Genomic DNA, 24,991 nt, shown 5'->3' on the forward strand with positions numbered 1-24,991 from the left:
ATGCCGTAGCCCGCGGCCGCAGCGGCACTTTCCGAGGTCACGCTGAGGGTGGTGGTACCACTGCCACCCGGGGCGAGGCTGAGGCTGCTGGCAGCCAGAGTGCCCGTCCAGCCGGTGGGCACCGATCCCGCCAGCGCAAAGTCAGTGCTCGCACAGGCAGCACTGTCGTTGTTCTGCAGATCGACGGTGTAGACCACGGTGCTGCCGGCAGGAACGGCGGCACTCGGGCCGCTCAGTGAAATGGACGGCTCGGCGCGGATGCAATTCGGGGAAGGTGCCTGAACTTCGTAAGCGCCGATATCACTTGCAGGGCCATAGGGGCGAGGCTGCAGCAAGAAATCACTGGTGACATCCGCCAGCGGCTGAACTCTGTCGATTACGGGACTGGCCGAGAGAGGCTCAGCGTGAAAGGTGGCCAAGGCCATGTCAGCCAGCTTGGGGTCCTGGCCGCAGGTGCCGCTGGCAGGGCAGTTGCGAGTGTTCCAGCCGAGGTTGTCCAAGACAAACCTGGCGCCTGGGGCGCCGCCGCCGCTAAAAAGAGAGAACACGCTCGGATCGCGGAAATAGGGAAAGCCGACCACGGTGTTGTTCTGGATGTAAATCTCGTCGGTCGAGTTCCCCTCGGTGTAGCCGATCTGCACATCGCCCTCGCCAGCAATCGTGTTGTGGCGCACGACTGCGATGTCGCCTCCTGTCATCGCCAACAGCAGGCTGCTGCCAGCAGCACGGCAGTTGTCGGCGTCGAGCATGTAGTACTTGCCCTTGAAGAAGGTGCAATGGCCGACCAGTACCGAGTTCTCGATCAGCGAATTGCCGCGGACCTTGAGTTGGTTACCGGCATTGGCGACCGAATGGATGCGACGCAGGGTGACGTGGGTCGTGTCGGCACCGTCCATGAAACGGAGGTCGAGGCCATCGGAGGTGTTGTGATGGACGAAAGCATCTTCGATCAACCAGGTGCCGGCGGTGTAGTAAGTGCCGAAGCCGTCGCCGTAGCCCCCCGACTGCGCGGCCCAGCAGGCCCACGGCTCGCCAGTCGCGAGGCGCTCACCGCAGCCATTCCAGCCGATCTCGATGTCGCGCATGATGATCTGGCCGGCGTTGGAACTGACGCTGCCGGAAGTGCCGACATTGCCGTCCCAGCCGGCGCGGCCGTTCTTGTTGATCTTGACGCGGTCGAGCGTCCAATCAGTGAGCCCGCCCGCATGGAAGCCGCTGTGGCCAATGCCATGGACGTTGACGTCATGCATCCACACATTGCTTGAAGCGCGCGCATACACTCCCATCCTTGCCCACTGACCGGTACCGGTGGCGGGACATGCGGCAACGGCTTGGGTGTGGCTGTAGACGCAGTCGCTCTGGTCGGTGATCTCGAGGTTGCCGATCTCAACGTTCGCGCTGCCATCCAGGTTGATGATCCTGCTGACACCTGCGGTGCCCCATAACCTGGGAGGCGAAGCGCTGGAACTTCCAAGTATCCGTGTCTTGTCAACAGCGTTGGTGCCACTCGGAATGGGCTGCATGTAGCAGACGCCAGGCGAGCACGTGTCGGCCTCCGGGGCGCCTTGGCCCATCATGTAGCTGCCGCTGCCGATAATCAGCGTGTCGCCGCCGGCAATTCGCGCCACGCCACTGGGCGGCAATGCATGAAATGGGTGCTGCCAGGCGCAATCCTGGGCAAGGCCCGTGCCAGGGTAGGGCGCGTCCACCAGGCCGTTGCACTCGGTCGCGTCACCGCCATCGACGCGTATGTAGTAAGTGGTTCCGCCATCAGCGGAGCTCGACGTTGCGGCGGCCAGGCACAGCAGCAGTGGCAATGCGAACTTCCTGCGTGGGGAAGTGCCGCGCAGTGCCCGCAGGCAGCGCTTCGCGAAAAATATGTCGCGGTCCACATCCTGTGGAGTGCCTCCCCCGGCACAGCCGCGTCGCGCGACTCTTGCTCTCATTTTTCTTGACGGCCAATCGCCAGGGGGCGTTCGCACGTGTAGCGTCGCACGCCGCCGTTCTCGCGACTCTCCCCCGGTCGGGCGTGCTTCGGATCGAATTCGTCATTGCAGCATTGATGTGTTGTTGGCCTGACGATGCGGTAGACACTACTCACCGCAAAAAACGGGCCTGCATGTTGGCAGGCCCGTTGCTTGGTTCATCGCGCGGTAACGTGAAAACCTGGACTAAGCGCCGATCTCATCCGGCCTTGCGCATCGGGACTGGAATCGACGCCAACGCCCCAGCGATGGCATCAGTCCGATGCTGCGGCGAATACGCCACGCCTTCGGCACGCACGAACTCCACGTCGGTGATGCCGAGGAATCCCAGCACGAAGCTCAGGTACGGCTCCTGGAAGTCGCTCGGTGCCCCGGTGTGCAGCCCACCGCGGCCGCTAGCCACGATCACCTTCTTGCCGCCGACCAGTCCTTCCGGACCGTTCTCGGTGTAGCGGAAGGTCTTGCCCGCCACCGCAACGCGGTCGATCCATGCCTTCAGCGTGGAAGGAATGCCGAAGTTATACATGGGCGCGCCGATGACAATGACGTCCGCGGCGAGGAACTGTTCCAGGATCGCAGCGGCGTCGGCAGCCTCTTCAGCATTGGCGCCAGCCAGTGAACCGCCGGTGAGGTGGGGCACCGGATTGGCGTCCAAGTCGCGGTAGTGGATGGCAACGCCGGGAACAGCGTCCTGCCAGCGGGCCACGATGGCGGCGCTCAGATCGCGGGTGACGGAGTTCGCGCCCAGGGCGCTGGAGTCGATGTGCAGGAGCTTCATGGCAGGCCTCGTTGGTGGGGGAGGGGCGGCCAGTGCCGCCTCGTTGGAACCCACCTTAGGCCGTTGCGAATCTGGGATAAACCTGATCCAATGTCACGAAACGTTCTGAATATGGAACTCTCGCCGTGAACGACCTCAACGATCTGTACTACTTCGCAGCGGTGGTCGACCATGCCGGCTTCGCAGCGGCCGAGCGCGCACTGGGCATTCCGAAGTCGCGACTCAGCCGCCGCATCAGCCAACTCGAGGCCGACCTCGGCGTGCGCCTGTTGCAGCGGTCCACGCGAAGGTTTGCGGTGACCGAAGTCGGGCAGAGTGTGTACCGCCACGCGCAATCCATGCTCGCCGAAGCACAGGCCGCCCGCGAGGTGGTTGATCGACTCAGCGCCGAGCCGCGTGGCGTGATTCGTGTCAGCGTTCCCGTGGCGCTGGCGCAACACCAGATGCCCAAGCTGCTGCCCGAGTTCCTGGCGCGCTACCCGCAGGTGCGCGTGCAGATGCACGTAAGCAACCGCCGCGTGGACATCATCAACGAAGGCATCGACGTCGCGTTGCGCGTGCGCTCCAAACTCGACGACGACGGCAGCCTGGTGATGCGCAGCTTTGGCACGACGCAGGAGTTGCTGGTCGCCAGTCCCGGCTACCTCAAGGGCATGGGCCGGCCGAAGGTGCCCGAGGACCTGTCCGAGCACGTCACCCTCAGCGTCAGCGAGGATGAGGCCCGCCAGCGTTGGGAGTTGCATGGGCCCGACGGCGAGGTGCGCCGCGTCGAGCTGCGCCCACGCGTGATGGGCTTCGATTTCCCGATGATGATGGCGCTGGCGGAGCAGGGCGTTGGCATCACCCTGTTGCCGGAGACGGTCTGCCACGAAGCGGTCCGCAGCGGTGCGCTGGAAGTGGTGCTGCCAGAGTGGCGACTGCCCCAGGGCATCATCCACGCCGTGTTCGCCTCGCGCCGAGGGCTCCTGCCGGCCGTCCGCGTGTTCATCGACTTCCTGGCCGAGAAGGTGCCCGGCCTGATCGAGGCCGTGCGCCTGGAATGTGGCGATGTCACGGGGATTCCGTGCCCGGGCGTGACCCGGCCGGGTGCCGTGGAAAAGTCGAAAAAGCCGCGCAAAGGCTAGGGTTGGCGCGCGCCACGTGCGAGAATACGCGCCGCGTGCGCGTGTCCAGGCGCACGGCTTGCTTCCCGGACAGGTGGCCGAGTGGTTTAAGGCAGCGGTCTTGAAAACCGCCGAAGGTTAATCCCTTCCGTGGGTTCGAATCCCACCCTGTCCGCCAGTTTGCTGCCCATGGCGGCTGGCTGGGAATGTTTCTCTATGTGATTGAAGAGTCGTCACGACTCCTTCACGCTGTCCACGCTGGTGCCGTCCCCCGAAGCGGCAATCGGGGGCCACTAAGGATAGTGGACTCCCGAACCAGCACCTCATCGCCCCCCGGACAGTGTCGCTCTTGCGCACTGTCCGGGGGTTGCTTAGTCTCCCCCCACAATCCATCAGCGGGGTTAGGGATGACCATCCGTGTTTTCATCGTGGACGACCACGCGCTCGTCCGGGCCGGCATGCGCATGATCCTGTCGGCCGAACTCGACATCGACGTTATCGGGGAGGCGGACAGCGGAGAGTCCGCGCTGCCGCAGATCCGGAGCTTGACCCCGGATGTCGTGCTTTCTGATCTGCACCTGCCTGGCGCCAGTGGGCTTGATCTCACCGAGCGTCTGGTGCGGCTGGAGTCGCCACCCAAGGTGATCGTCGTTTCAGTGCTGGACGATGGGCCGCTGCCTCGTCGCGTGCTGGAGGCGGGCGCGTCTGGCTATGTCGGCAAGGGCGGCGATCCGCGTGAGTTGGTATCGGCCGTTCGCGCCGTGGCCATGGGCAAGCGCTTCCTTGCCAGTGCTGTTGCACAGAACATCGCGTTGGCGGGTCTGGGCGTTGATTCCGCGCTGGAAAGTCTGTCTCCGCGAGAGACAGAAGTCGCGTTGTTGCTGGCGCAGGGACTGAAAAACGAGGAAATCGCCCGGCAATTGTGCTTGAGCGGCAAGACGGTCAGCACCCACAAGCAGCGCCTGTTCGAGAAGGTGGGGGTTCGCGATACCGTGACCTTGGCGAGGCTATTGCGCCAGCATGGTTTCCTCGATCCGGCCGAGGCGATGCCCTGACCGAGTTTGCAGTGCGGACGCGCTCGCCCCCTTGGCGGCGGCCCGGGTCACTTGAGCTGACTTCGCATTGACGGCTGGGCGGATCGTCCATCGCAACAAGAAAGGGCCGCGATCAACGCGGCCCTTTCTCATGACGCAAATGCGGGGTTGGCAGGGCGTCAGGCCTTGCCTTCCTCCGACTTTTCCACCTTGCCTTCGTCGTCAGGCGCAATGGCTTCTGGCGCCTCATCGGCCGGCGGCACGGTGTCGAAGAGTCCACCCGTCTGCTGCAGCGTCGACGGTTTCGCAGCGGCTGGTTCGGCGACCGGCTCAGCCGCGTCAGCCGCCGCTGGGGTGGTCGCCGTGTTGGTCACCGGTGCCACTTCCGACGAGGACAGCGTGGCCGTGGCATCCACCGCTTCGACCACAACCGCTTCGATCGGCGTCTGCACGAAGGCCTCGGGCTGGACAACCGTCGGCTCGACAACTTCCGGCGCGACGACCACCGGTGCCACCACTGCTGCCGGCACCGCCGCAACCACTTCCGGCTCAGCCATCGGGGCGTCGGTCTGAGGAATGGCGACCGTGTGGGTCGGGGCGGCTTGGGCCTCGGCCGTGGACTCGGCCGGTGTTGGCTCCATCGGCGCGGCAGCCATTGCAGCGGCCACCGACGTTGCGGCGACGGCTGCCGGGGCCGGGGCCGGGGTCACAGCCTTGGCCGGAGCGTCCACGACATCGTCGAAATCGAACTCCGGCTGGGAGCGGTCAGCGGCGATGGAGATGGACTCGCCGCCGGCACCGGTGTCGGTGTCGTCTTCGTCCCCCATCAGGAATTCGTCGTGAGCGGCGTCCTCGTTGCCAGCGGCGGCGCCCTCAGCGCCACGGCGGCGACGGCGACCACCACGACGGCCCCGGCGACGGCGACCTGCGCCTTCTGCGGATGCCTCGCCTTCGGCGGTCGGAATGGCAATGGTATCTGCCACCGCTTCGATAGCCGTCGTGACTTCCGTGAGCTTGACCGACTCATCACCAGTCACCAGCGCGGTGGCCGCGCCAGCCACGGCGGCTGCTTCGACCGCCGGTTCGGCCTTCGGGGCTACCGGCTTCGGTGGCTCGTTGCGCGGCGGACGCTGGCCCTGCGGTTGGCCGTCCTGGGGCTTGCGCTCCTCGGCCTGCGGCTTGGGCTGCTTGGGGGCGTTCTGCTGCTTCTGCTGGCCCTGCTGCTGGCCCTGCTGCTGCCCCTTCTGCGGCTGCTGCTTCTGGCCCTGCGGTTGGTTGGCCTGTGCGTTGGCGTTCCCGCCCTGCGGGTTGCGACGCTGCTCGTCACGACGACCCTCGCGGCCCTGCTTGCCGCCGCGCTCGCCACGCTCGCCGCCACGGCCGTCACGCTGGTCGCGGCCTTGCTTGCCGCCACGCTCGCCACGGCTGTCGCCGCGGCCACCACGGTTGTCGCGACCGGCAGTGGGTGCCGGCTCAACCGTGATCGGCTGGCTGCCGCGGAAGAAGCGCAGGATGCGCTCCACCACGCCAATGGAATGCGTCGGTGCGACCACCGGTGCGGGCGCGGGCGCAGCGACCGTCGGCGCGGGGGCCGGGGTCTCACGCGGCTCGCGCAGCGGAGCAGGACGGTCGTGCTTGACGTTGGTCACCGCCGGCGCCGCCGGGATGTTGAGGTTGGCCTTGGTCAGCGCGTGCGTCGGCAGCTTGCGCGGCGTGCCACGGTGGTAACTCGGCTTGTTGCTTTCCTCGCCCAACTCGTTCTCGCGGATGCGCGTGACTTCGTAGTGCGGGGTGTGCAACTGCTCGTCCGGCACGATCACGATCGGCGCGTCGTGGCGCTTCTCGATTTCGCTCAGCGCACGGCGCTTCTCGTTCAGCAGGTAGCTGGCGATCTCCACCGGGGCCTGCACCAGCACCTGGCCGGTGTTGTCCTTCATGGCGTGCTCTTCGGCCAGTCGCAGGATCGACAGCGACAGCGATTCGACGCTGCGCATGCGGCCATGGCCTTCGCAGCGCGGGCACACCAGCTGGCTCGATTCACCCAGCGACGGACGCAGGCGCTGACGGCTCATTTCCAGCAGGCCGAAGCGCGAGATGCGGCCGATCTGCACGCGCGCACGGTCCTGCTTCAGCGCATGCGCCAGGCGGTTCTCCACCTCGCGCTGGTGCTTGTTGGACGACATGTCGATGAAGTCGATCACCACCAGGCCGCCCAGGTCACGCAGGCGCATCTGGCGGGCCACTTCCTCGGCGGCCTCCAGGTTGGTGTTGAATGCGGTTTCCTCGATGTCGCCGCCCTTGGTGGCGCGCGCCGAGTTCACGTCCACCGCGGTCAGCGCCTCGGTCTGGTCGATGACCAGCGCGCCGCCCGACGGCAGACGCACTTCACGCTCGTACGCGTTCTCGATCTGCGATTCGATCTGGAAGCGGTTGAACAGCGGCACGTCGTCCGTGTAGTGCTTGAGCTTGCGCTTGTTGTGCGGCATCACCTGCTCGACGAACTCCAGCGCCTCGGCGTACATCTCCGGCGTGTCGACCAGAATCTCGCCGATGTCCGGGCGCATGTAGTCGCGCAGGGCGCGGATGATCAGGCGGCTTTCCTGGTAGATCAGGAACGGCGCCGGCTTGCTCAGCGCGGCGTCGGTGATGCTCTTCCAGACGCTCAGCAGGTAATCCAGGTCCCACTGCAGCTCTTCGGCGTCACGGCCCACACCCGCGGTGCGAATGATCACGCCCATGTCGTCGGGGATGTTCAGCGCGTCCATGGCGCGCTTCAGCTCGGCGCGGTCCTCGCCCTCGATGCGGCGCGAGACGCCGCCGGCGGTCGGCGAGTTGGGCATCAGCACCATGTAGCGGCCGGCCAGCGAGATGAAGGTGGTCAGGGCGGCGCCCTTGTTGCCACGTTCTTCCTTGTCCACCTGCACGACCACTTCCTGGCCTTCGCGCAGCAGTTCCTTCAGGCCGGCCTTGTTGTGGTCCACGCCCGCCTGGAAGTAGTCGCGGGAGATTTCCTTCAGCGGCAGGAAGCCGTGGCGGTCGCCGCCGTATTCGACGAAGGCGGCTTCGAGGGAGGGCTCAAGACGGGTGATCTTGCCCTTGTAGATGTTGGACTTCTTCTGTTCCTTGGCCGGCTGTTCGATGTCGATGTCGTACAGGGTCTGGCCGTCGACAATTGCCACACGCAGTTCTTCCGCCTGCGTGGCATTGATTAGCATTCGCTTCATTGTTGCGTTCCTCGCGCGCTTCACCCCACCCGAAGGCAGGCACGCGGAACGCCATGGCGTTTCGCCTCTGGAACTCCGTTCCCCCGTCGCGGCGTTGCGTCCTGCAAAGCGGACTGCACCTTGCGCGCCGACGGAACCTAAAATTTCCAGCGCTTCCACACCACGGCATGCCGCGGGAGCGCTTCTTGTTGCATTCCAAGTTACGGGCCGGCGACGCGAGCGTCGCACGGGGCGGCCGGCGACAGCGGGCGGCCGGAGCCGCTTGCGTCGCACGGGACGTGTTCACTTCCACCGGTATGACCCGGAGGGCGAGGGCGGGTTCCGCCGGGCCGACGCTGCTAACATGGCTGCCCCGAGGGCAGTGGTCAGGCACGGACCGGAATCGCCGGGAGGGGCTTTCGGCCCCAGACTGCCGCAGTTGGCCGGCGCGCATTTGCCCGGCTCTGCAACTCCCTGCGAAATCAAAACCTTATCTCGCTTCGCGAGTGTATCAGATAACCCCTGCCGATGACCCATCCCAAGTTCCCCAAAGTCCCGGTCGCTGAGGCCGGCGAGGCCCGTGCTGCCGCCCGCATGGTGCGCGTGCCCGAGGATCGTGAAGGTCAGCGACTGGACAACTTCCTGCTGGGGCAGCTCAAGGGCGCGCCCAAGTCATTGATCTACAAGCTGGTCCGCTCCGGCCAGGTGCGGGTCAACGGGGGGCGCGGCAAGCCCGAGCGCAAGCTCGCGGGCGGCGACGAGGTGCGCATTCCGCCCTTGCGCCTGGCCGAGGAAGGGGAGAAACCGACACCGCCCACGGGCTTTCTGGACGCGATGGAAGCCTCCATCGTGTTCGAGGACGCTCGCCTGCTGGCCATCAACAAGCCCTCCGGAGTCGCCAGCCATGGCGGCAGCGGAATCAGTTTCGGCGCCATCGAGACCCTGCGCGCGCTGCGTCCGGGGCAGACGCTGGAATTGGTCCACCGCCTGGATCGCGATACCTCCGGGCTGCTCATCGTGGCCAAGAAGCGTTCGGCCCTGAAGGAGATGCAGGGGTTGATGCGCGAGGAGGGCGGGATCGCCAAGCGTTACTTGGCGCTGCTGGCCGGTCGCATGCCCGATGGCGTCATGACGGTGGACGCGCCGCTGCACATCGGCCTGCGCCAGGGTGGCGAGCGCCACGTGCAGGTGCACCGGGATGGCAAGGCGTCGCTGAGCCACTTCAAGGTCCTGGAGCGCCGTGGCGGCCAGTCCTACTGCGAGGTGCGGATCGAGACCGGGCGCACCCACCAGATCCGCGTGCACGCCCAGCACATCGGCCACCCGGTGGCGGGTGACGACAAGTACGGCGATCCGGTCGTCAACAAGCGGTTGCGTGAGCAGGTGGGGCTGAAGCGCTTGTTCCTGCACGCGTCCACGCTCGAATTCGCGCTGGATGGCGGCAAGGCACCTTACGCGCTGACCGCACCGCTGGCACCCGAGTTGCTGGATGTGCTCGATCGGCTGGCATGAGGGCCGGCCGGGCGCGCCCGGCGACCGTTCCCCGCACCATGACAAGCCGCCGGAAACGTGCCGGCCACGCAATGAGGCTCTAAAGGCGCCGGGGACGGCGCCCGCGATGCGTGTTTAGAGGCTGCCGCCCTCGGTGCCCGGGCAGTCTTCGGGCATCTCCGCCGGCGGTGTGAACTTCACCGGCACCTGCAGCTTGGACGTGGTCGGCTGGCCATTGCGCGTGGCGGCCTTGAACTTCCAGTTGCGCACGGCGGTCTGCGCCGCGGCGTCCAGCGCCTCGACCTTGCTGCTACGCGCCACCTGGATGCCGGTCGGCGCCCCGTCCGGCCCCACCGTCACCAGCAGCTCCACCGTGCCGCCCACCTGCGAGCAGGCCAGGTCGAGCGGGTAGTCAGGCGGCGGGGTGTCCACGGCCATCAGGGCGGTGGGCGGAATGAAATTCTCGTCGACCTGGTGCGACGGGCGCTGGCACGCGGCCAGCAGTGCCGAGAAGGCCACCAGGCCCGCGACGGCGGCGTTGTTGGCGAACTTGCGGTTCATGGCTTGCCTCCTTGGTGTGGCCTTGTCGCCGCCCCCTGCCGCTCAGTCAGCAAGGGCTTCGGCCTTGGCCGCGCAGATGAAGTCGTTTTCGCTCAGCCCACCCACGTCATGGGTGGAAAAACGCACCACGCAACGGTTGTAGTGTACGCCCAGGTCCGGGTGGTGGTCCTCGCGATGGGCGACGAAGGCCAGCGCATTCACGAAGGCCATCGTCCGGTAGTAGTCCTCGAAATGGAACGTCTTCACCAGGGCGTGGCCGTCCTCGGCGAGTTCCCAGCCGGGCAGCTGCGGCATCAACTCACGGACGCTGGCGGGCGGCAGGCGGTGCTCGACGCCCTGGCGCGGGATGCAGTGGGCGTTGGCGAGGGGGACGAGGTCGTTCATGCGGGCTCCTTGCAGCGTGCGCCATGTGAACCAATCACATCGCGCAGGGTCATAGCGGATCACGGGTGACATACCGGCCACCGGACGCCGTTAGAATAGCCGCATGATCCAGATTTCCGAATCCGCACAGACCCACTTCCGCAAGCTGATCGAACGCGAGTCCCTGCCGGGGCTGGGCGTGAAGCTGTCGGCGGTGCATCCGGGCACGGCCAAGGCCGATGTCCGACTGGAGTTTGCCGAGCCCGCCGACCTCGGCGGCGACGAGTGGGCGGTCGACTGCGAAGGCTTCACCCTGTGGCTGGACGCCGCCAGCGTGACGTTCCTGGACGGGGCGGAGATCGACTACGAAACCCAGGCCACCGGCGGCCAGCTGCAGATCCGCGCGCCCAAGATCAAGGGGCAGGCGCCGACGGCCGGCGCGTCGCTGGTCGAGCGCGTGCAGTGGGTGGTGGAGCACGAGATCAACCCGCAACTTGCGATGCACCGCGGCAACGTCGCCGTGCAGGAGGTGACGGCCGAGGGCGTGGTGGTGCTGCGCTTCGGTGGCGGTTGCCACGGCTGCGGCATGGCCGACGTGACCCTCAAGCAGGGCATCGAGAAGACGCTGCTCGAGAAGGTGCCCGGCGTGACCGCGGTGCGCGACGCGACCGACCACGACACCGGCGCGGCCCCGTATATCAGTCGCGAAAGCGCGACGTGACGCTGGCGCGGCGCCGTTGACGAACTCCGCCGCCGCATTCATCGAAGCCCTGCATCGCAGGTGGCGGCTCAACGCGCATCGCACTCGGCCACCCGGGGAGTTTCCTGACGGCTGGCGTACTTGGCTGGAGTCGATGACCCAGCGCGTGGGCGCGGTGACCGGCGCGCGCGTGGAGGACATCGTTGGCATCCTCGTCGCACGCTCACTCCCAGCGCCACGCGGGCGCGATGCGCTCTTGAACCGCTGGCAGGCGTTTTCGACGCTGTGGCGGCAGCAGTGGCAGGCGGCGCCGCGCGAAGAACGTTACGTGCGCTGGGCGGCTGCCACGTTTTCGGTTCTGGTCAACCTGTTCTTCGCCTTTGCACTGATTTGGCTGATGTACCTGCAGTTCCTGGGGCTGGAGCCCCCGCCGCAGGGCGAGGACGTCGTGCAGGTCGAATTCCTGGGTGCGGGTACGCCGGAAGAGGTAGGGGGCGGAAGTTCGCCCGAATCGCCTGTCGATGCGCCGAGTGAGGCCGGGGCGGTCCCGTCGCCCGAGCCCGTGCCCGAGGTGGCCCAAGCATCCGATACCGAGGCGGCCACCGAGGCGTCGTTGCCCGAAGCGCCTGCGGTGGCCATCGACCGGCCCATTTCCGCTCCTGAGCTGGCGGGCACGCCGTTGGCGGTGCCCGAACGCGACGTTGCCACCCCGTCGGTGTCGGCTGCGCCCCAGGCGCAGGCCGTGGCGGTGAGCGAGCCCACGCCGGATACCACGGACGTGTTCGTCCTGCCCCCGACGCGATCAGTGGTGGTCACGCCCCGGCTTACGCCGCGTGAGCAGGAGACCAACACGCCGCAGATTCAGGAGCGCGATGTCACCGCGCCCGTGCGCGCCAATGTCCCGATCGTCGAAACCCAAGCGCCGAGTACGCGCCCGCTGTCGGCCCGCATGCCACAAGTGATGGAGCGCGACGTGGCGGCGCCGGTGCGGGCACCTACGGCACGCGAAATCGCGACGCGCTCGCCGTCCGTGCGGGACATCGCCCTGCCAACGCAATCCGTTCGAGAGCGTGACGTGCGGGCGCCGGCGATGGCCCCAACTGCGGCGGCCGCTCAGCAGGCGCCTTCCACCGCTCGCGTGCCGGCTAGTGCGCCCAACCGCGCCGCAGCCACCTCGACTGCATCCGCGACGTCTTCCTCCAGTCCGGCCGCGTCGGCTGCCGCACCGGGCGCCGCTCCAGCCGCGCGCGCGCCGTCGGCTTCATCGTCGGACCAGCCGGGCGCCGGCCCGAAAACGCAGCCTGCACCGGGCGCCTGGGCTACCCCGGCCCGTGGCGATGACTGGGGCGCATCAGCGCGTAATACGCCAGGGGCGCAAAGAGGCGTAGCGCCGGGCGTATTCAATGCCGATGGCAGCGTGCGGGTGCCCGAAGGGCCGGGCTCGGCGTCTCCGGGGATGCCGCCGGGCACCGTCACCCAGGAGATTGCCAATCTTGATCGCGCGGGCACCTGGCTCAAGCGCAAGCCAACGGATTTCGAGCCGACGGCGTTCGACAAGTACTGGGTGCCCAACGAAACGCTGTTGGCGGAATGGGTGCGAAAGAGCATCAAGGAAGTGCTGATCCCGATTCCTGGCACCAGCAAGCGCATTCGCTGCGCCGTGGCGCTGCTGGCGCTGGGCGGGGCCTGCGCGATCAGTGATCCCAACCTCAACGAACAGCCGGCGACGGCCCGTCCCCCGCCTGACGTGCCCTTCAAGCCCCACTTGCAGGACGACAATGGCAGCGTGCGGCCTGGCATGCCGCCCGGAGGTTGATGTCCAAGGGTGGAACAATCGGTTGCCAGCACACGCATTGATGAGGGTGGTGACGGCAACCAGACTGTGACCCATCGCGCGGGCCCCCGACGCCTCCACCCCGGAGCCGACCCCGTCGCATCGTCGCTCGAGGTGCCAACATGGGCCATCTGTATCTGTTGCTGGGCCGCGCCGGCCTGGCGTTCCTGTTCGTGCTGTCTGGTCTGGGCCGGCTTGTGCATTACACGGAGGCCCAGCAGTCGCTGGAAGGGCTCGGGCTGCCCGCGGCGCTGCTGCCGGTGGTGATCCTGCTGGAACTCACCGGTGGCCTGGCGATCCTCGCGGGCGTGTTTACCCGGATCGTTGCCGGCGCCCTGGCAGGGTTATCACTGCTCGTCGGGCTGGTCCTCTATGGCGACTTCACCGACCAGGTCCAGTTCATCGAGTTGAGCAAGCATGCCGCGGCGGCAGGCGGCCTGCTGATGCTGGTTGCCACCGGCGGTGGTGATTTCAGTGTGGACACGTGGCGCCGGAAGCCACCACCGCCTGCCATGGATGACTGCGTGATCTGCGGCTAGCGCGCACGGGTGTCCATTGCCCCAGGTCAGGTGCAGCACACCGCCGATCTGCGGATGGCTGAAACGACAAGAGCCCGCGAAGGCGGGCTCTTGTGCGTCGGCGTGACGGGCAGGATCGCCCGTGCCGGATTTACTGCAGGCCTTGAAGGTCGCGCAGTTCGCCCTTGCGGGACGCGAAGTAGGCGCCCAGGTCGGCAATCTGCTGGTCCGTCAGGCCCTTGGCCTGGCCCGACATCAGTGCGTGCTCGCGGTCGCCGCTGCGGTACTGGGTCAGGGCATGGGCCAGGTAGTCAGCGTACTGGCCGGCCAGCTTGGGGTAGCTCGGGTCGATCGGGGCGTTGCCTTCGGCGCCGTGGCAGTCAATGCAGGACTGGCCGGACGCACCCTTGGTCTTGGCCAGTTCTTCGCCGGCGGCCACATGGCCGTCGGGGAGGCCAGCCGAAGAGGACTTCGCGGCTTCGGCGGCATGCGCGCCTTCGGCGGGAGCGTGTGCCTCTTCCTTCTTGGCGCAGCCGACCACGGCGACGCTGGCGAGCAGGGCAATGGCGAGGGCGCCTCGTGCAATGCGATGGGTCGTCATGTGCGTCAGCTCACTCACTTCAGGGTGGAAAGGAAAGCGGCGATGTCAGCGATCTGCTGGTCGCTGAAGCTTTGCGCCTGCGCCTGCATGGTCGGGTGCTTGCGGCTGCCCTTCTTGTATTCCTGCAGTGCGTTGCCCAGGTACTCCGGCGACTGGCCGCCGATCTTGGGCACGTGGAAGTTCGGATAGGCGTTCTTGTAGCCGGTGATGCCGTGGCAGCCCATGCAGGTGTAGGCGAGGGCGCGGCCGGCTTCGGCGTTGCCCTTGACTGCGGCGGGAGCAGCGGCAGCGGCGGGCGCCGCGGCGGGGGTGGCTTCGGGCGCGGCTGCGTCCTGGGCCATGGTCGCGAAGGCGACGGTGGTGAGGGCGAAGCAGGCGGCGATCGTCAGCGGTCGCATCATGTCGTAGTCCGCAATCTCGTGTGGCTGGCAGGGTTCAAAGCTGGATGGGCGGGGCCCATGGCCGCGCACAAGCGCTGAAGTATAGCCGCTACCACTGGTTTGACTGAAGTCATGGCGAAAGGGTCGCCACATCGATCCATGGCGACGGTCACCATGACCTTCGGCGCATGGTTTCGACGAAAGGGTGATTTACCTTGATACAACACCGGCACAAGCGCCGGTCCCATCCCCCCATCAAGGTCAGCCACCATGCGTCACAACAACCTTTTCCATGGAACCGGACTGCTGCGCGCGGGTGCGCTGGCGTTGGCTTGTGCATTGGCGCTGAGCGCCTGCAAGGGCGGCAATGGGGACGCCCAGGCCAAGGCCCCCGACAAGAACGAGGTGGAGTCCGTGCCGGTGGAAGTGGCCAAGGCCACCCGTCGCTCGGTTGCCGCCAGCTACACCGGCACGGCTCCGCTGGAAGCGCGGGGCGAGTCGCAGGTGGTGGCCAAGACCTCGGGCGTCGCGCTGAGCGTGATGGTCGAGGAAGGACAGCACGTACGCGCCGGCCAGGTGCTGGTGCGCCTCGACGTGGCCCGGGCGTCGCTGCAGGCGGCGCAGAGTGCGGCACAGATGCACAAGCTGCAGAACGAATTCGCCCGCGCCCAGCAGCTGATGGCCCAGAAGCTGATCAGCACGGCCGACTACGACCGCATCCGCTTCGACCTTGAGAACGCGCGTGCCGTGAACCGACTGGCGAACCTGGAGGTTTCGTACGCCAACGTGGTGGCGCCGATTTCCGGCGTGGTCGCGTCCAAGTCGATCAAGCCGGGCAACTTCGTCCAGATCAACACGCCGATCTTCCGCATCGTCGATACCTCGCGTCTCGAGATGGTGCTCAACGTGCCGGAGCGCGAGTTGGCCACGCTCAAGGCCGGCTTGCCGGTGCAGCTCAAGGTGGATGCGCTGCCGGGCCGCAACTTCCAGGGCACGGTGGACCGCGTAGCGCCGGTGGTGGATTCCGGTAGCGGCACGTTCCGGGTGATCTGCGCCTTCGACGGCGAGGGCATGCTGCAACCGGGCATGTTTGGCCGCATCTCCATTGCCTATGACAACCGCGCGGATGCCTTGGTCGTCCCAAGGACGGCGCTGCTGGAAGGCGAAGCGGAAACCGCGGTCTTCATGGTCAAGGCAGGCAAGGCACAGCGCGTGCCGGTCGAGTTGGGTTATGTCGACGGCGAATGGGTGGAAGTGCGCAAGGGCGTGCAGTTGGGCGACCAGGTGGTCGTGGCCGGCAAGAACACCCTGCGTGACGGCACCGCCGTGAGCGTGATTGGCCAGCCGACCGCCAAGCCGGTCGCCAGCGCCAAGCCAGTCGCCACCAAGAAGTAAGCGGAGACCCTTCCCGTGACGCAGCCTTCGGACGCGCGCTCTTTCGATCTGGTCGAGTTCTCCACCCGCCGTCGCGTGACGGTGGCGATGGTGACGCTGACCTTCCTGCTGTTCGGCCTGATCGCGTTGAGCGGGCTGAAAGTGAACCTGTTGCCAGACCTCAGTTATCCCACGTTGACGGTGCGCACCGAGTACACCGGTGCCGCGCCGGCCGAGATCGAAACGCTGATCTCGGAGCCCGTGGAGGAGGCCCTTGGCGTGGTCAAGGGGTTGCGCAAGCTCAAGTCGGTCTCCCGTGCGGGGCAGAGCGACGTGGTGCTGGAGTTCGCGTGGGGCACGGACATGGACCGTGCCAGCCTGGACGTGCGCGACAAGATGGAGATGCTTCAGCTGCCGCAGGAAGCCAAGCCGCCGGTGCTGCTGCGTTTCAATCCTTCCAATGAGCCGATCCTGCGGCTTGCGCTGTCGGCCAAGGGTGCCGGCGAGGCGGATCGCGAGCTGGTGATGCTGCGTCGCTACGCCGACGACGACCTGAAGAAGAAGCTCGAGCCCGTGGGCGGTGTGGCGGCGGTCAAGGTCGGCGGCGGTCTGGAAGACGAAGTGCAAGTGGAGGTCGATCCGCGCCGCCTGGCGCAGATGGGCCTGTCCGTCGACACCGTCATCAACCGCCTCAAGCAGGAGAACGTCAACGTCTCCGGCGGCCGCCTGGAAGAGGGGTCGCAACGCTACCTGGTGCGCACGGTCAACCAGTTCGCCAGTGTCGAGGAAATGCGCGAGCTGCTGCTGACGGTGCGCAGCGCCGGCAACAACGCCCAGCAGGACGCGATGCTGCAGATGGCGCGCGTGGCGGCGGCCACCGGTTCGGCCGATGCGATGGCGGCCGCTGCGGCCGCGCAGAGTGCGTCAGGCGGTGGCGGCAGCGCCGCTGCAGGCGGCCTGCCCGTGCGCCTGAAGGACGTGGCGGACGTGCGCCAGGGCTTCCGCGAGCGTGAGGCGATCATTCGCCTGGCCGGCAAGGAAACCGTCGAACTGGCCGTCTACAAGGAAGGCGATGCCAACACGGTCTCCACGGCCGATGCGGTGCACGCGCGCCTGGACGCCGTCCGCAAGTCGCTCCCGGCCGACGTGGAGCTGACGGTCATCGAGGACCAGTCGCAGTTCATCCGCAACTCGGTCAATGAGGTCAAGAAGGATGCGGTGATCGGCGGCGTACTCGCCATCCTGATCATCTTCCTGTTCCTGCGCGATGGCTGGAGCACCTTCGTCATCAGCCTGTCGCTCCCGGTGTCGATCGTCGCCACGTTCTTCTTCATGGGCCAGTTCGGGCTGGGCCTGAACGTCATGTCGCTGGGCGGTCTGGCCTTGGCCACCGGCCTGGTGGTGGATGACTCCATCGTGGTGCTGGAGAGCATCGCCAAGGCGCGCGAGCGCGGGCTGGGCATCCTCGACGCGGCCATTACGGGTACGCGCGAGGTGGGCATGGCCGTGGTGGCCTCCACCCTGACCACCATCGCCGTGTTCCTGCCGCTGGTGTTCGTCGAAGGCATCGCGGGCCAGCTGTTCCGCGACCAGGCCCTGACCGTCGCGATTGCGATCGCGATTTCGCTGGTGGTGTCGATGACGCTGATCCCGATGCTCAGCTCGCTGAAGGGGCGTGCGCCGATGGCATTCCCCGAGGAGCAGGCGCACCCGCGCTGGAACCCGGAGAAGCGCTGGCAGAAGCCGGTCGCGGCCACCGGCCGTGGACTGGGCTGGGCGGTGCGCAACGCGTTCTTCGGCCTTGCGTGGCTGGTGATCCGCGCGTGGCGAGGTGTCGTGGCGGTGGTGGCCCCGGTCATGCGCAAAGCCAGCGACCTGGCAATGGCACCCTACGGCCGCGCGGAAAAGACCTACCTGCGTCTGTTGCCCGCGGCGCTGCGCAATCCCACGCTTGTGCTGGCGGGTTCGGCCGTGGCGTTCGTGCTGGCGCTGGCTGCGCTGCCGCTGCTGGGTACCGACCTGATCCCGCAGCTGGCCCAAGACCGCTTCGAGATGATGGTGAAGCTGCCGCCGGGCACGCCGCTGGGCGAAACCGACGCCGTGGTTCGTGATGTGCAGCGTGCCCACACGAAGGAACCGGGCGTGCGTGCGATGTACGGCGTGAGCGGTACCGGCACGCGTCTGGACGCCAGCCCCACCGAGAGCGGCGAGAACATCGGGCGGCTGTCGATCATCATGGAAGGTGGCGGCAGCGAGGCCGTGGAAGCGGCCACGACGGCTCGCCTGCGCGAGACGATGAAGGCGCACCCGGGGGCCCAGGTGGATTTCCGCCGTCCCGAGCTCTTCAGTTTCTCCACCCCGTTGGAAATCGAGCTGCGCGGGCAGGACCTGGAGGAAATCCGCGCCGCCGGACAGAAGCTGGCCGGACTGCTGCGCGCCAACCCGCACTACACCGACGTGAAGTCCACGGTTGAGCAGGGCTTCCCCGAAGTGCAGATTCGCTTTGACCAGGAGCGTGCGGCGGCACTGGGCCTGACCACGCGCCAGCTGGCCGATGCGGTTGTGCGCCAGGTGCGAGGCGAAGTGGCCACCCGTTACAGCTTCCGCGACCGTCGCATCGACGTGCTGGTGCGTGCCCAGGAAAGCGAGCGTGACTCGGTCGAGAACATCCGGCGCCTGGTGGTGAACCCGGGCAGTGCGCGTCCGGTGACGCTGGACGCCGTGGCCGACGTGGTCGCCACCACCGGCCCCAGCGAGATTCACCGTGCCGACCAGGTGCGTGTGGCCGTGGTCTCGGCCAATCTGGACGGCATCGACCTGGGCACCGCGGTCAAGGAAGTCGGCGCCATGGTCGCGGCCGACCCGCTCGGCGCCGGCATCGGCATGCACGTCGGCGGGCAGGGCGAGGAACTGGCGTCGTCGATGCGCTCGCTGCTGTTCGCCTTCGCGCTGGCGGTATTCATGGTCTACCTGGTCATGGCTTCGCAGTTCGAATCGCTGCTGCACCCGTTCGTCATCCTCTTCACCATTCCGCTGGCGCTGGTGGGCGCGGTGCTGGCCCTGCTGGTGACCGGCAACTCGATCTCGGTGGTGGTGTTCATCGGCTTGATCCTGCTGGTGGGCCTGGTGACCAAGAACGCGATCATCCTGATCGACAAGGTCAACCAGCTGCGTGAAACGGGCGTCGCCAAGCGCGACGCGCTGGTGGAAGGTGCCCGTTCGCGCCTGCGCCCCATCGCCATGACCACGCTGTGCACCCTGTTCGGCTTCCTTCCGCTGGCGATTGCGGTGGGTGAGGGTGCGGAAGTACGTTCGCCGATGGCGATCACGGTGATCGGCGGCCTGCTGGTGTCGACGTTGCTGACCCTGCTGGTGATCCCTGTCGTCTATGACCTGCTGGATCGCCGCTCCGAGGAGTACTGGCTGGAGCGCGGCCGCCGTGCCCGCCAGGCCCGTGCCGAGAACGAAGGCGCCATCGCGGCGGATGCGGGGATGGCCGGATGAGCATCGCCGAACTCAGCATCCGCCGCCCCATCACCACGGTCATGTTCTTCGTGACCCTGGTGGTCGTAGGCCTGCTGGCGGCCATCCGGCTGCCGCTGGAGGCTTTTCCCTCAGTCTCCTTCCCGGTCATCTTCATGCAGATGCCCTACCAGGGCTCCACGCCGGAAGAGGTGGAGCGCACCCTGGTGCGGCCGACGGAAGAAGCGCTGGCAACACTGCCGGGCATCCGCAACATCCAGAGCACCGCGACCGCGAATGGCGCCAACATCATGGTGCTGTTCAGCGACTGGGAGCGCGACGTCAAGATCGCCGCTTCTGAAGCACGCGAGCGCATCGACGCGATCCGCAACGACCTGCCGGATGAGCTGACCCGCATCTTCGTGGGCAATGCCAGCACCGACGACGAGCCGGTACTGGCCATCCGTCTGGCCAGCCAAACGCTGGACCTGTCCAAGTCCTACGACCTGATCGACCGCGAGCTCAAGCGTCGCATCGAGCGCGTGCCGGGCGTCGCGCAGGTGCGCGTTTCTGGCGCCACGGCCAATGAAGTGGAAGTCGCGATCGACCCGCAGCGGCTCAGCGCGCACGGGTTGTCACTGGATGACCTCAACAAGCGACTGCGCGACTTGAACTTCTCGGTGTCGGCCGGTCAGGTCACCGATGGCGGTCAGCGCCTGCGGGTGCAGCCCGTGGGTGAACTGCAGTCCCTGGACCAGCTGCGCGACCTGGTGCTCTCTGGCAACGTCCGCCTGGGCGACGTGGCCGACGTGCATCTGAAGCCCGCACGTAACGACATGGGCCGGCGCCTCGATGGCCGGCCGGCCGTGGGTCTGGACGTGTTCAAGGAACGCAGCGCCAACCTCGTGGAGGTCTCACGCCAAGTGCTGGCCGAGGTCGAGCGGATCCAGGCCGAGCCCTCCATGCAGGGCATCCAGGTCAAGACCATCAACGATCAGGGCGCGGTGGTGACCGACTCGTTGGTGGAGCTGGCCGAGGCCGGCGCCATCGGCCTGTTCCTGTCGGTGATCGTGCTGTACTTCTTCCTGCGGCATTGGCCGTCGACCTTGATGGTGTCGCTGGCGATTCCGATCTGCTTCATCATGACGCTGGGCTTCATGTACTTCGCCGGCGTCACGCTCAACATCCTGTCCATGATGGGCCTGCTCCTGGCCGTGGGCATGCTGGTGGACAACGCGGTCGTCGTGGTCGAGAGCATCTACCAGGAGCGCGAGAAGAACCCCGGAAACCCGCGCCTGGCCTCGATCCTTGGCACGCGGCACGTGGCGATCGCGCTGTCGGCGGGCACCCTGTGCCACTGCATCGTGTTCGTGCCGAACCTGTTTGGCGAGCGCAATGTGCTGGCCATCTACCTGTCGCAGATCGCCATCACCATCTCGGTGTCGCTGCTGGCGTCGTGGCTGGTCGCGGTAAGCCTGATCCCGATGCTGTCCGCGCGGTTGAAGACGCCCCCGGCGCTGACGTCGCGCACGGGCGTGATCCACCGCCTGCAGGAGCGCTACGGCCGTCTGCTGCACTGGAGCCTGGTGAATCGCGGCAAGAGCCTGTTGGCCATTCTGCTGATGGTCGTTATCAGCCTCGCCCCTGTGATGTTCACCAAGTACAACATGTTCGGCGGTGACGAAGAGGCGGAAACCGAGATCGGCTACCAATGGAATGGCAGCTACACCGTCGAGCAGATGTCGGCCGAGGTGGCGCGCGTGGAGGACTTCCTCGATGCGCGTCGAAAGGACTACCACATCACCCAGATCTACTCGTGGTTCAGTGAGCAGGGCTGGGGCGGCACGCGCGTAACCTTCGACGAGAACTACAAGGGCGAGCTGAAGCCGCTGGTAGACCGCCTAAGCCGCGACCTGCCCAAGTCGGCCCGGGCTCGGCTGATCGTCGGCCAGCAGGGCGATGGTGGTGGCGGTGGGCCGCCCAAGAGCGTCCAGTTCCGCCTGGTCGGCGACTCGACGCAAGTGCTCAACGACATTGCCCAGGACATCCTGCCCGTGTTGGAGAGGCGCCCGGAACTGCGTGACGTGCGTGTCGACACCGGCGATCGCAACCAGGAAGTCCAGGTCCGCATCGATCGCGAGCGCGCGGCCTCGTTCGGTTTCACCACCGAGCAGGTCGGCACCTTCGTGGGCATGGCGTTGCGCGGGGCGCGCTTACGGGACTTCCGCCAGGGTGACACCGAGGTTCCGGTCTGGGTTCGATTCGCCGGCGCCGAGCAGTATGGTGCCAAGGAGTTGTCCTCCTTCACGGTGCGCGCGGCCGACGGTCGCCAAGTCCCGCTGCTGGCGATGGTCGACGTGATCCCGGGCGAAGCCGCAAGCCAGATCCGTCGCATCAACCGCCAGACCACCTTGACGATTGAAGCTGCGCCGGACGGCAAGACCACCATGCCCGAGGCACGCAAGGCGGTTGAGGATACGCTGAAATCTGTCACTTTCCCGGCCGGTTACAGCCACACCTTCGAGACCCTGCAGTTCTTCGACGAGAGCCAGATGGTCACGCAGATGATCTTCAACCTGCTGATCGCGCTGGTGATGGTCTACGTGGTGATGGCGGCCGTGTTCGAGTCGCTGCTGTTCCCGTCCGCGATCATGTCCGGCGTGCTGTTCTCGGTGTTCGGTGTGTTCTGGCTGTTCTGGTTGACCGGCACCGAGTTCAACATCATGGCCTTCATCGGCATCCTGGTGCTGATGGGTGTGGTCGTTAACAACGGCATTGTCATGGTCGAACACATCAACAACCTGCGCCGGCGTGGCCTGTCGCGTACCGAGGCACTGGTGGAGGGCAGTCGCGAGCGCCTGCGTCCGGTGCTGATGACCATGGGCACGGCGATCCTGGCGATGATTCCGATCGCGATGTCCCAGGGCACTGGTGATGGCATTGCCTACGCGCCGATGGCGCGCGCCATTGCCGGCGGCCTGGCGTTCTCCACGGTCGCCACGCTGCTGTTCCTGCCCACTGTCTACGCCATTCTCGATGACATGGGACACGGCGCAGGCGGGATGGTGCGTCGTGCCCAGCGCCGAAAGGGTGATGCCCCGCTGGGCAGTTCGGTCGCCGCTTTGGCCGCGGAATAGGCCGGTTGAAAAAGATCGCCATGGCAACACCCGCTGGAAGGAGTCGGGGATGAAAACATCAGGGCCAAAATTTGTACGCCTGCTCGCTGGGCTGGTACTGGCCGCACCCTTCGTGGTTGCGGCTGCGGAGTCACCGGTGCAGGACCTGAAACGGCGCATGGAGGCGCCGGCGGAAGTCCTGGTACTTGGGACGACCCACCTTGGCAACGTGGATGGCGTGACGTCGAGCCACGTGGATGGCCTGGTCGAGGTGCTGAACCGCTATGCCCCCAAGGCCGTGGTGGTTGAGGCGCTGCCCGCGCACACGATCGAGGCCATGCAGGTGCAGGCGGACCTGCACCCTGAGGTCCTGGACGCGTTTGTCGGAAAGCGCTTTCTGAGCCTCGCGTTGGAGAGCCAGCGCCAGCTGAATCTGGACGCGAAAGCCGCTCGTAAAGCGCTGGGTGCGGAGTGCGGAAGTGCGCTTTCGGTCACGCCCACGGCGAACGAACGATGCATGCGGTTGGCCGCGGCTGCATGGGACAAACCCTGGACCGACTATCTGGCGTGGCGCCACGCATCGCAGTGGCCTGAACACCGCCCGCAGGGTCCGCTGGGTGAGCGGGTCACGTCCCAAGCCAGGTCAACCAACGAAAACGAGCTGGTCGGTGCTCGCGTTGCTCACCAGTTCAAGATACCGCGGGTCTTCGGCATGGACGACCACCCGGGCGCGGACGTCTACGGGCCGGTGTTCGAGGCCCTGATACCGGCGCTGGGAGACTCCAAGGCCTATGCCGCCTTCAAGACCAATGCGCGCGTCATCAAGGAGGTCAAGGCGCGCACGGATCAGGCGATCGCTGCACACGATCTGCTGCCCCTGTACCGCTGGGTCAATAGCCCTGAATACAGTGCGTTGACGCTGGACGAGGAATGGCGCCTGTTTGTGGACCGAGATCTGCCCCGCAGACCCGGTCAGGCGCGGATCGCGCTCTGGGACGTGCGCAATCTGGCCATGGTGTCAAACATCCTGCGTGTGGTGAGCCAGCACCCGGGTGAGCGCGTGCTGGTCATCGTGGGCGTCAGCCACAAGCCGTTCTTCGATGACTACCTGGAGCGCTCGATCGGCGTGCGCGTACGTCAGCTGGACGAGTTTGTCGAAGAGACGCCCCAAAGGACCGCGACGCGCAGCCATTGACGCTGCCCGGCACCTTGGTTCCGGTGCGGCCCGGCCCAGCCGACCATCCGCGTCAGGCCATGGTCACCCGCCAAACAGCGTCCCCAGCATCTTCAGGCCGCCCGTCCACACGCCAATCGCCGTGCCCAGGCTGGTCAGGAAAAAGTTAAGCAGCACCCGTGCGACGCGGTTCTTCCACCAGCCGCTCACGTGCTGCACGTCATCTCGCAGCGCCATGAAATCGGCATAAGTGGGCTTGCGCAGCCAGACTTCGGTCAACGCACTGAGTGTGCCCGAGGCGAGGGCAGGGTGCAGCGGCGTGATGGGCGAGGCGACGAACGCCACCAGGATGCTGAGCGGATGGCCGCCTGCCACCGCGCAACCGATCGCTCCGAGGGCGCCGGTGGCAACCACCCACTGCAGCAGCAGGTCCGAGCCCACGTCCAGCCCTCCCTGGTAGAAACCCCAGGCAAACCCGCCGAGGACAAACACGGCAAGGGCAATGGTAAACCACGGGATGTCGCTCTTTTTCGGCAGCGCCTCGAGTTCCTCGCGGACTGCGTCGGGCGCGCGGTGCTCGTCGCGCAGGTGGCGCGCGAGTCCCTGCAGGTGGCCCGCGCCGACGACGGCCAGCACTTCGCGCGATTCGCCATGGCTCTCGCGCAGGCGCGCAGCCATGTAACGGTCGCGCTCTGCGATGACCGCGTCATAGAGTTCCGGGCTGTCGGAGGCGAACTCGCTGAAGCTGGAAGCGAGGATATCGCCCTGCTTGAGCTTTTCGATGTCGTGGTCGGCTACTTCCTCGTCCACGAATAGACCGGCCAGCAGCCCGCCGCCCATCTTGGCGCGCTGCCAGAACCCAAGCCGGTCGGCGGCGCGTTTGAAGGTCAGGCCGACCTCGCGATCGATCAGGTGCACCGGGAGTTCGCGTTCACGGGCCTCCAGTACGGCACGCTTGAGTTCGGCGCCTGGCTCGATGCCGAGTTGTTCTGCCAATCGACGTTGGTAGGCGGCCAAGGCCAGGTTGGCGGCGAACAGCGCGGTCTTGCCGTTGCGGATGACCTGCACCAGGTCCATCTTTGCCAAGGCGTCCGGATCCATCATGGACTGCAGGCGCTGCGGGTCCAGCTCCACGGCCACCGCATCGAAGTGGCCGGATCGCACCGCATCAACCACGGCATCCACGCTGGCCCGCGAGACATGTGCGGTGCCCAGCAATGTGTAGCGCACGCCGTCGCGCTCGACGATTTCGTGCGGCTGGTCGCGCCAGTCGCTGGGGACCAGGGCTTCGTTTTCCGGGGAAGTCACGGTGGT

17 protein-coding genes, 1 tRNA gene and 1 pseudogene are annotated in these 24,991 nt (G+C 66.6%); 11 read left to right on the top strand and 8 right to left on the bottom strand.

The window, feature by feature from the left end; translation table 11 throughout:
- The coding region (locus tag ACYVBS_RS09295) for a choice-of-anchor Q domain-containing protein (RefSeq protein WP_460823244.1) at positions 1 to 1,817 on the bottom strand (1,817 nt) is incomplete at its 3' end.
- 367 nt (positions 1,818 to 2,184) lie between these two features.
- Complete coding sequence (locus ACYVBS_RS09300) at positions 2,185 to 2,763, bottom strand: FMN-dependent NADH-azoreductase (RefSeq protein ID WP_460823245.1); 579 nt, start codon at positions 2,761 to 2,763, stop codon at positions 2,185 to 2,187.
- Positions 2,764 to 2,888: 125 nt separating this feature from the next.
- On the opposite strand from ACYVBS_RS09300, the pseudogene ACYVBS_RS09305 reads away from it, so the two are divergent.
- From ACYVBS_RS09305 to ACYVBS_RS09315, 3 genes and pseudogenes are all read left to right on the top strand, one after another.
- Positions 2,889 to 3,809, top strand: a pseudogene (locus ACYVBS_RS09305) (LysR family transcriptional regulator); the annotation flags it as partial.
- 145 nt (positions 3,810 to 3,954) lie between these two features.
- A tRNA-Ser gene (locus ACYVBS_RS09310) sits at positions 3,955 to 4,044 on the top strand.
- Positions 4,045 to 4,273: 229 nt separating this feature from the next.
- Positions 4,274 to 4,921 (top strand): response regulator, encoded by a 648-nt coding sequence (locus ACYVBS_RS09315; protein WP_460823246.1) that lies wholly within the window; start codon positions 4,274 to 4,276, stop codon positions 4,919 to 4,921.
- 158 nt (positions 4,922 to 5,079) lie between these two features.
- Here the strand turns inward: ACYVBS_RS09315 and rne are convergent, their stop codons facing one another.
- The gene (gene rne / locus ACYVBS_RS09320; RefSeq protein WP_460823247.1) at positions 5,080 to 8,124 is read right to left on the bottom strand and encodes a ribonuclease E; all 3,045 of its coding nucleotides are present in this window, start codon (positions 8,122 to 8,124) and stop codon (positions 5,080 to 5,082) included.
- Positions 8,125 to 8,631: 507 nt separating this feature from the next.
- Here rne and ACYVBS_RS09325 point away from each other — a divergent pair.
- Positions 8,632 to 9,615: an RluA family pseudouridine synthase gene (locus tag ACYVBS_RS09325; RefSeq protein ID WP_460823248.1), complete on the top strand. Its 984-nt coding sequence runs from the start codon at positions 8,632 to 8,634 to the stop codon at positions 9,613 to 9,615.
- Between the two features lie 114 nt (positions 9,616 to 9,729).
- Here the strand turns inward: ACYVBS_RS09325 and ACYVBS_RS09330 are convergent, their stop codons facing one another.
- Together ACYVBS_RS09330 and ACYVBS_RS09335 are read right to left on the bottom strand one after the other, a co-directional pair.
- Entirely contained in the window at positions 9,730 to 10,155 is a 426-nt protein-coding gene (locus tag ACYVBS_RS09330) for an energy transducer TonB (protein ID WP_460823249.1), read from the bottom strand.
- A gap of 42 nt (positions 10,156 to 10,197) precedes the next feature.
- Positions 10,198 to 10,539: a 4a-hydroxytetrahydrobiopterin dehydratase gene (locus ACYVBS_RS09335; RefSeq protein ID WP_460823250.1), complete on the bottom strand. Its 342-nt coding sequence runs from the start codon at positions 10,537 to 10,539 to the stop codon at positions 10,198 to 10,200.
- 103 nt (positions 10,540 to 10,642) lie between these two features.
- On the opposite strand from ACYVBS_RS09335, the gene ACYVBS_RS09340 reads away from it, so the two are divergent.
- The 3 genes from ACYVBS_RS09340 (at position 10,643) to ACYVBS_RS09350 (ending at position 13,591) form a co-directional block, all read left to right on the top strand.
- Positions 10,643 to 11,239, top strand: coding sequence for an NfuA family Fe-S biogenesis protein (locus tag ACYVBS_RS09340; protein WP_460823252.1), 597 nt, complete (start codon positions 10,643 to 10,645; stop codon positions 11,237 to 11,239).
- Between the two features lie 16 nt (positions 11,240 to 11,255).
- On the top strand, positions 11,256 to 13,034 hold the full coding sequence (locus ACYVBS_RS09345; RefSeq protein WP_460823253.1) for a serine/threonine-protein kinase: 1,779 nt from the start codon (positions 11,256 to 11,258) through the stop codon (positions 13,032 to 13,034).
- Between the two features lie 140 nt (positions 13,035 to 13,174).
- Positions 13,175 to 13,591 carry a DoxX family protein gene (locus ACYVBS_RS09350; protein ID WP_460823254.1) on the top strand — a complete coding sequence of 139 codons (417 nt, stop codon included), beginning with the start codon at positions 13,175 to 13,177 and terminating at the stop codon, positions 13,589 to 13,591.
- 130 nt (positions 13,592 to 13,721) lie between these two features.
- Here the strand turns inward: ACYVBS_RS09350 and ACYVBS_RS09355 are convergent, their stop codons facing one another.
- A complete protein-coding gene (locus tag ACYVBS_RS09355) occupies positions 13,722 to 14,171 on the bottom strand; it encodes a c-type cytochrome (protein ID WP_460823255.1) in 450 nt (149 codons plus the stop codon).
- A gap of 14 nt (positions 14,172 to 14,185) precedes the next feature.
- Complete coding sequence (locus tag ACYVBS_RS09360; protein ID WP_460823398.1) at positions 14,186 to 14,569, bottom strand: c-type cytochrome; 384 nt, start codon at positions 14,567 to 14,569, stop codon at positions 14,186 to 14,188.
- 252 nt (positions 14,570 to 14,821) lie between these two features.
- Here ACYVBS_RS09360 and ACYVBS_RS09365 point away from each other — a divergent pair, with 252 nt between their 5' ends.
- The 4 genes from ACYVBS_RS09365 to ACYVBS_RS09380 are packed head-to-tail and all read left to right on the top strand — an operon-like array spanning position 14,822 to position 23,698.
- Complete coding sequence (locus ACYVBS_RS09365; RefSeq protein WP_460823257.1) at positions 14,822 to 15,946, top strand: efflux RND transporter periplasmic adaptor subunit; 1,125 nt, start codon at positions 14,822 to 14,824, stop codon at positions 15,944 to 15,946.
- 15 nt (positions 15,947 to 15,961) lie between these two features.
- Positions 15,962 to 19,429, top strand: a complete 3,468-nt coding sequence (locus tag ACYVBS_RS09370) for an efflux RND transporter permease subunit (protein WP_460823259.1) — start codon at positions 15,962 to 15,964, stop codon at positions 19,427 to 19,429.
- Positions 19,426 to 22,524: an efflux RND transporter permease subunit gene (locus ACYVBS_RS09375; RefSeq protein WP_460823261.1), complete on the top strand. Its 3,099-nt coding sequence runs from the start codon at positions 19,426 to 19,428 to the stop codon at positions 22,522 to 22,524. Before ACYVBS_RS09370 ends, ACYVBS_RS09375 begins: the two co-directional genes overlap by 4 nt.
- Positions 22,525 to 22,573: 49 nt before the next feature.
- A complete protein-coding gene (locus ACYVBS_RS09380; protein ID WP_460823262.1) occupies positions 22,574 to 23,698 on the top strand; it encodes a DUF5694 domain-containing protein in 1,125 nt (374 codons plus the stop codon).
- A 63-nt stretch (positions 23,699 to 23,761) separates the two neighbouring features.
- On the opposite strand, the gene ACYVBS_RS09385 is transcribed toward ACYVBS_RS09380, so the two are convergent.
- Positions 23,762 to 24,985, bottom strand: coding sequence for a TraB/GumN family protein (locus ACYVBS_RS09385; protein WP_460823399.1), 1,224 nt, complete (start codon positions 24,983 to 24,985; stop codon positions 23,762 to 23,764).
- Between the last annotated feature and the right edge of the window lie 6 nt (positions 24,986 to 24,991).

The organism is Lysobacter olei (assembly GCF_054777355.1).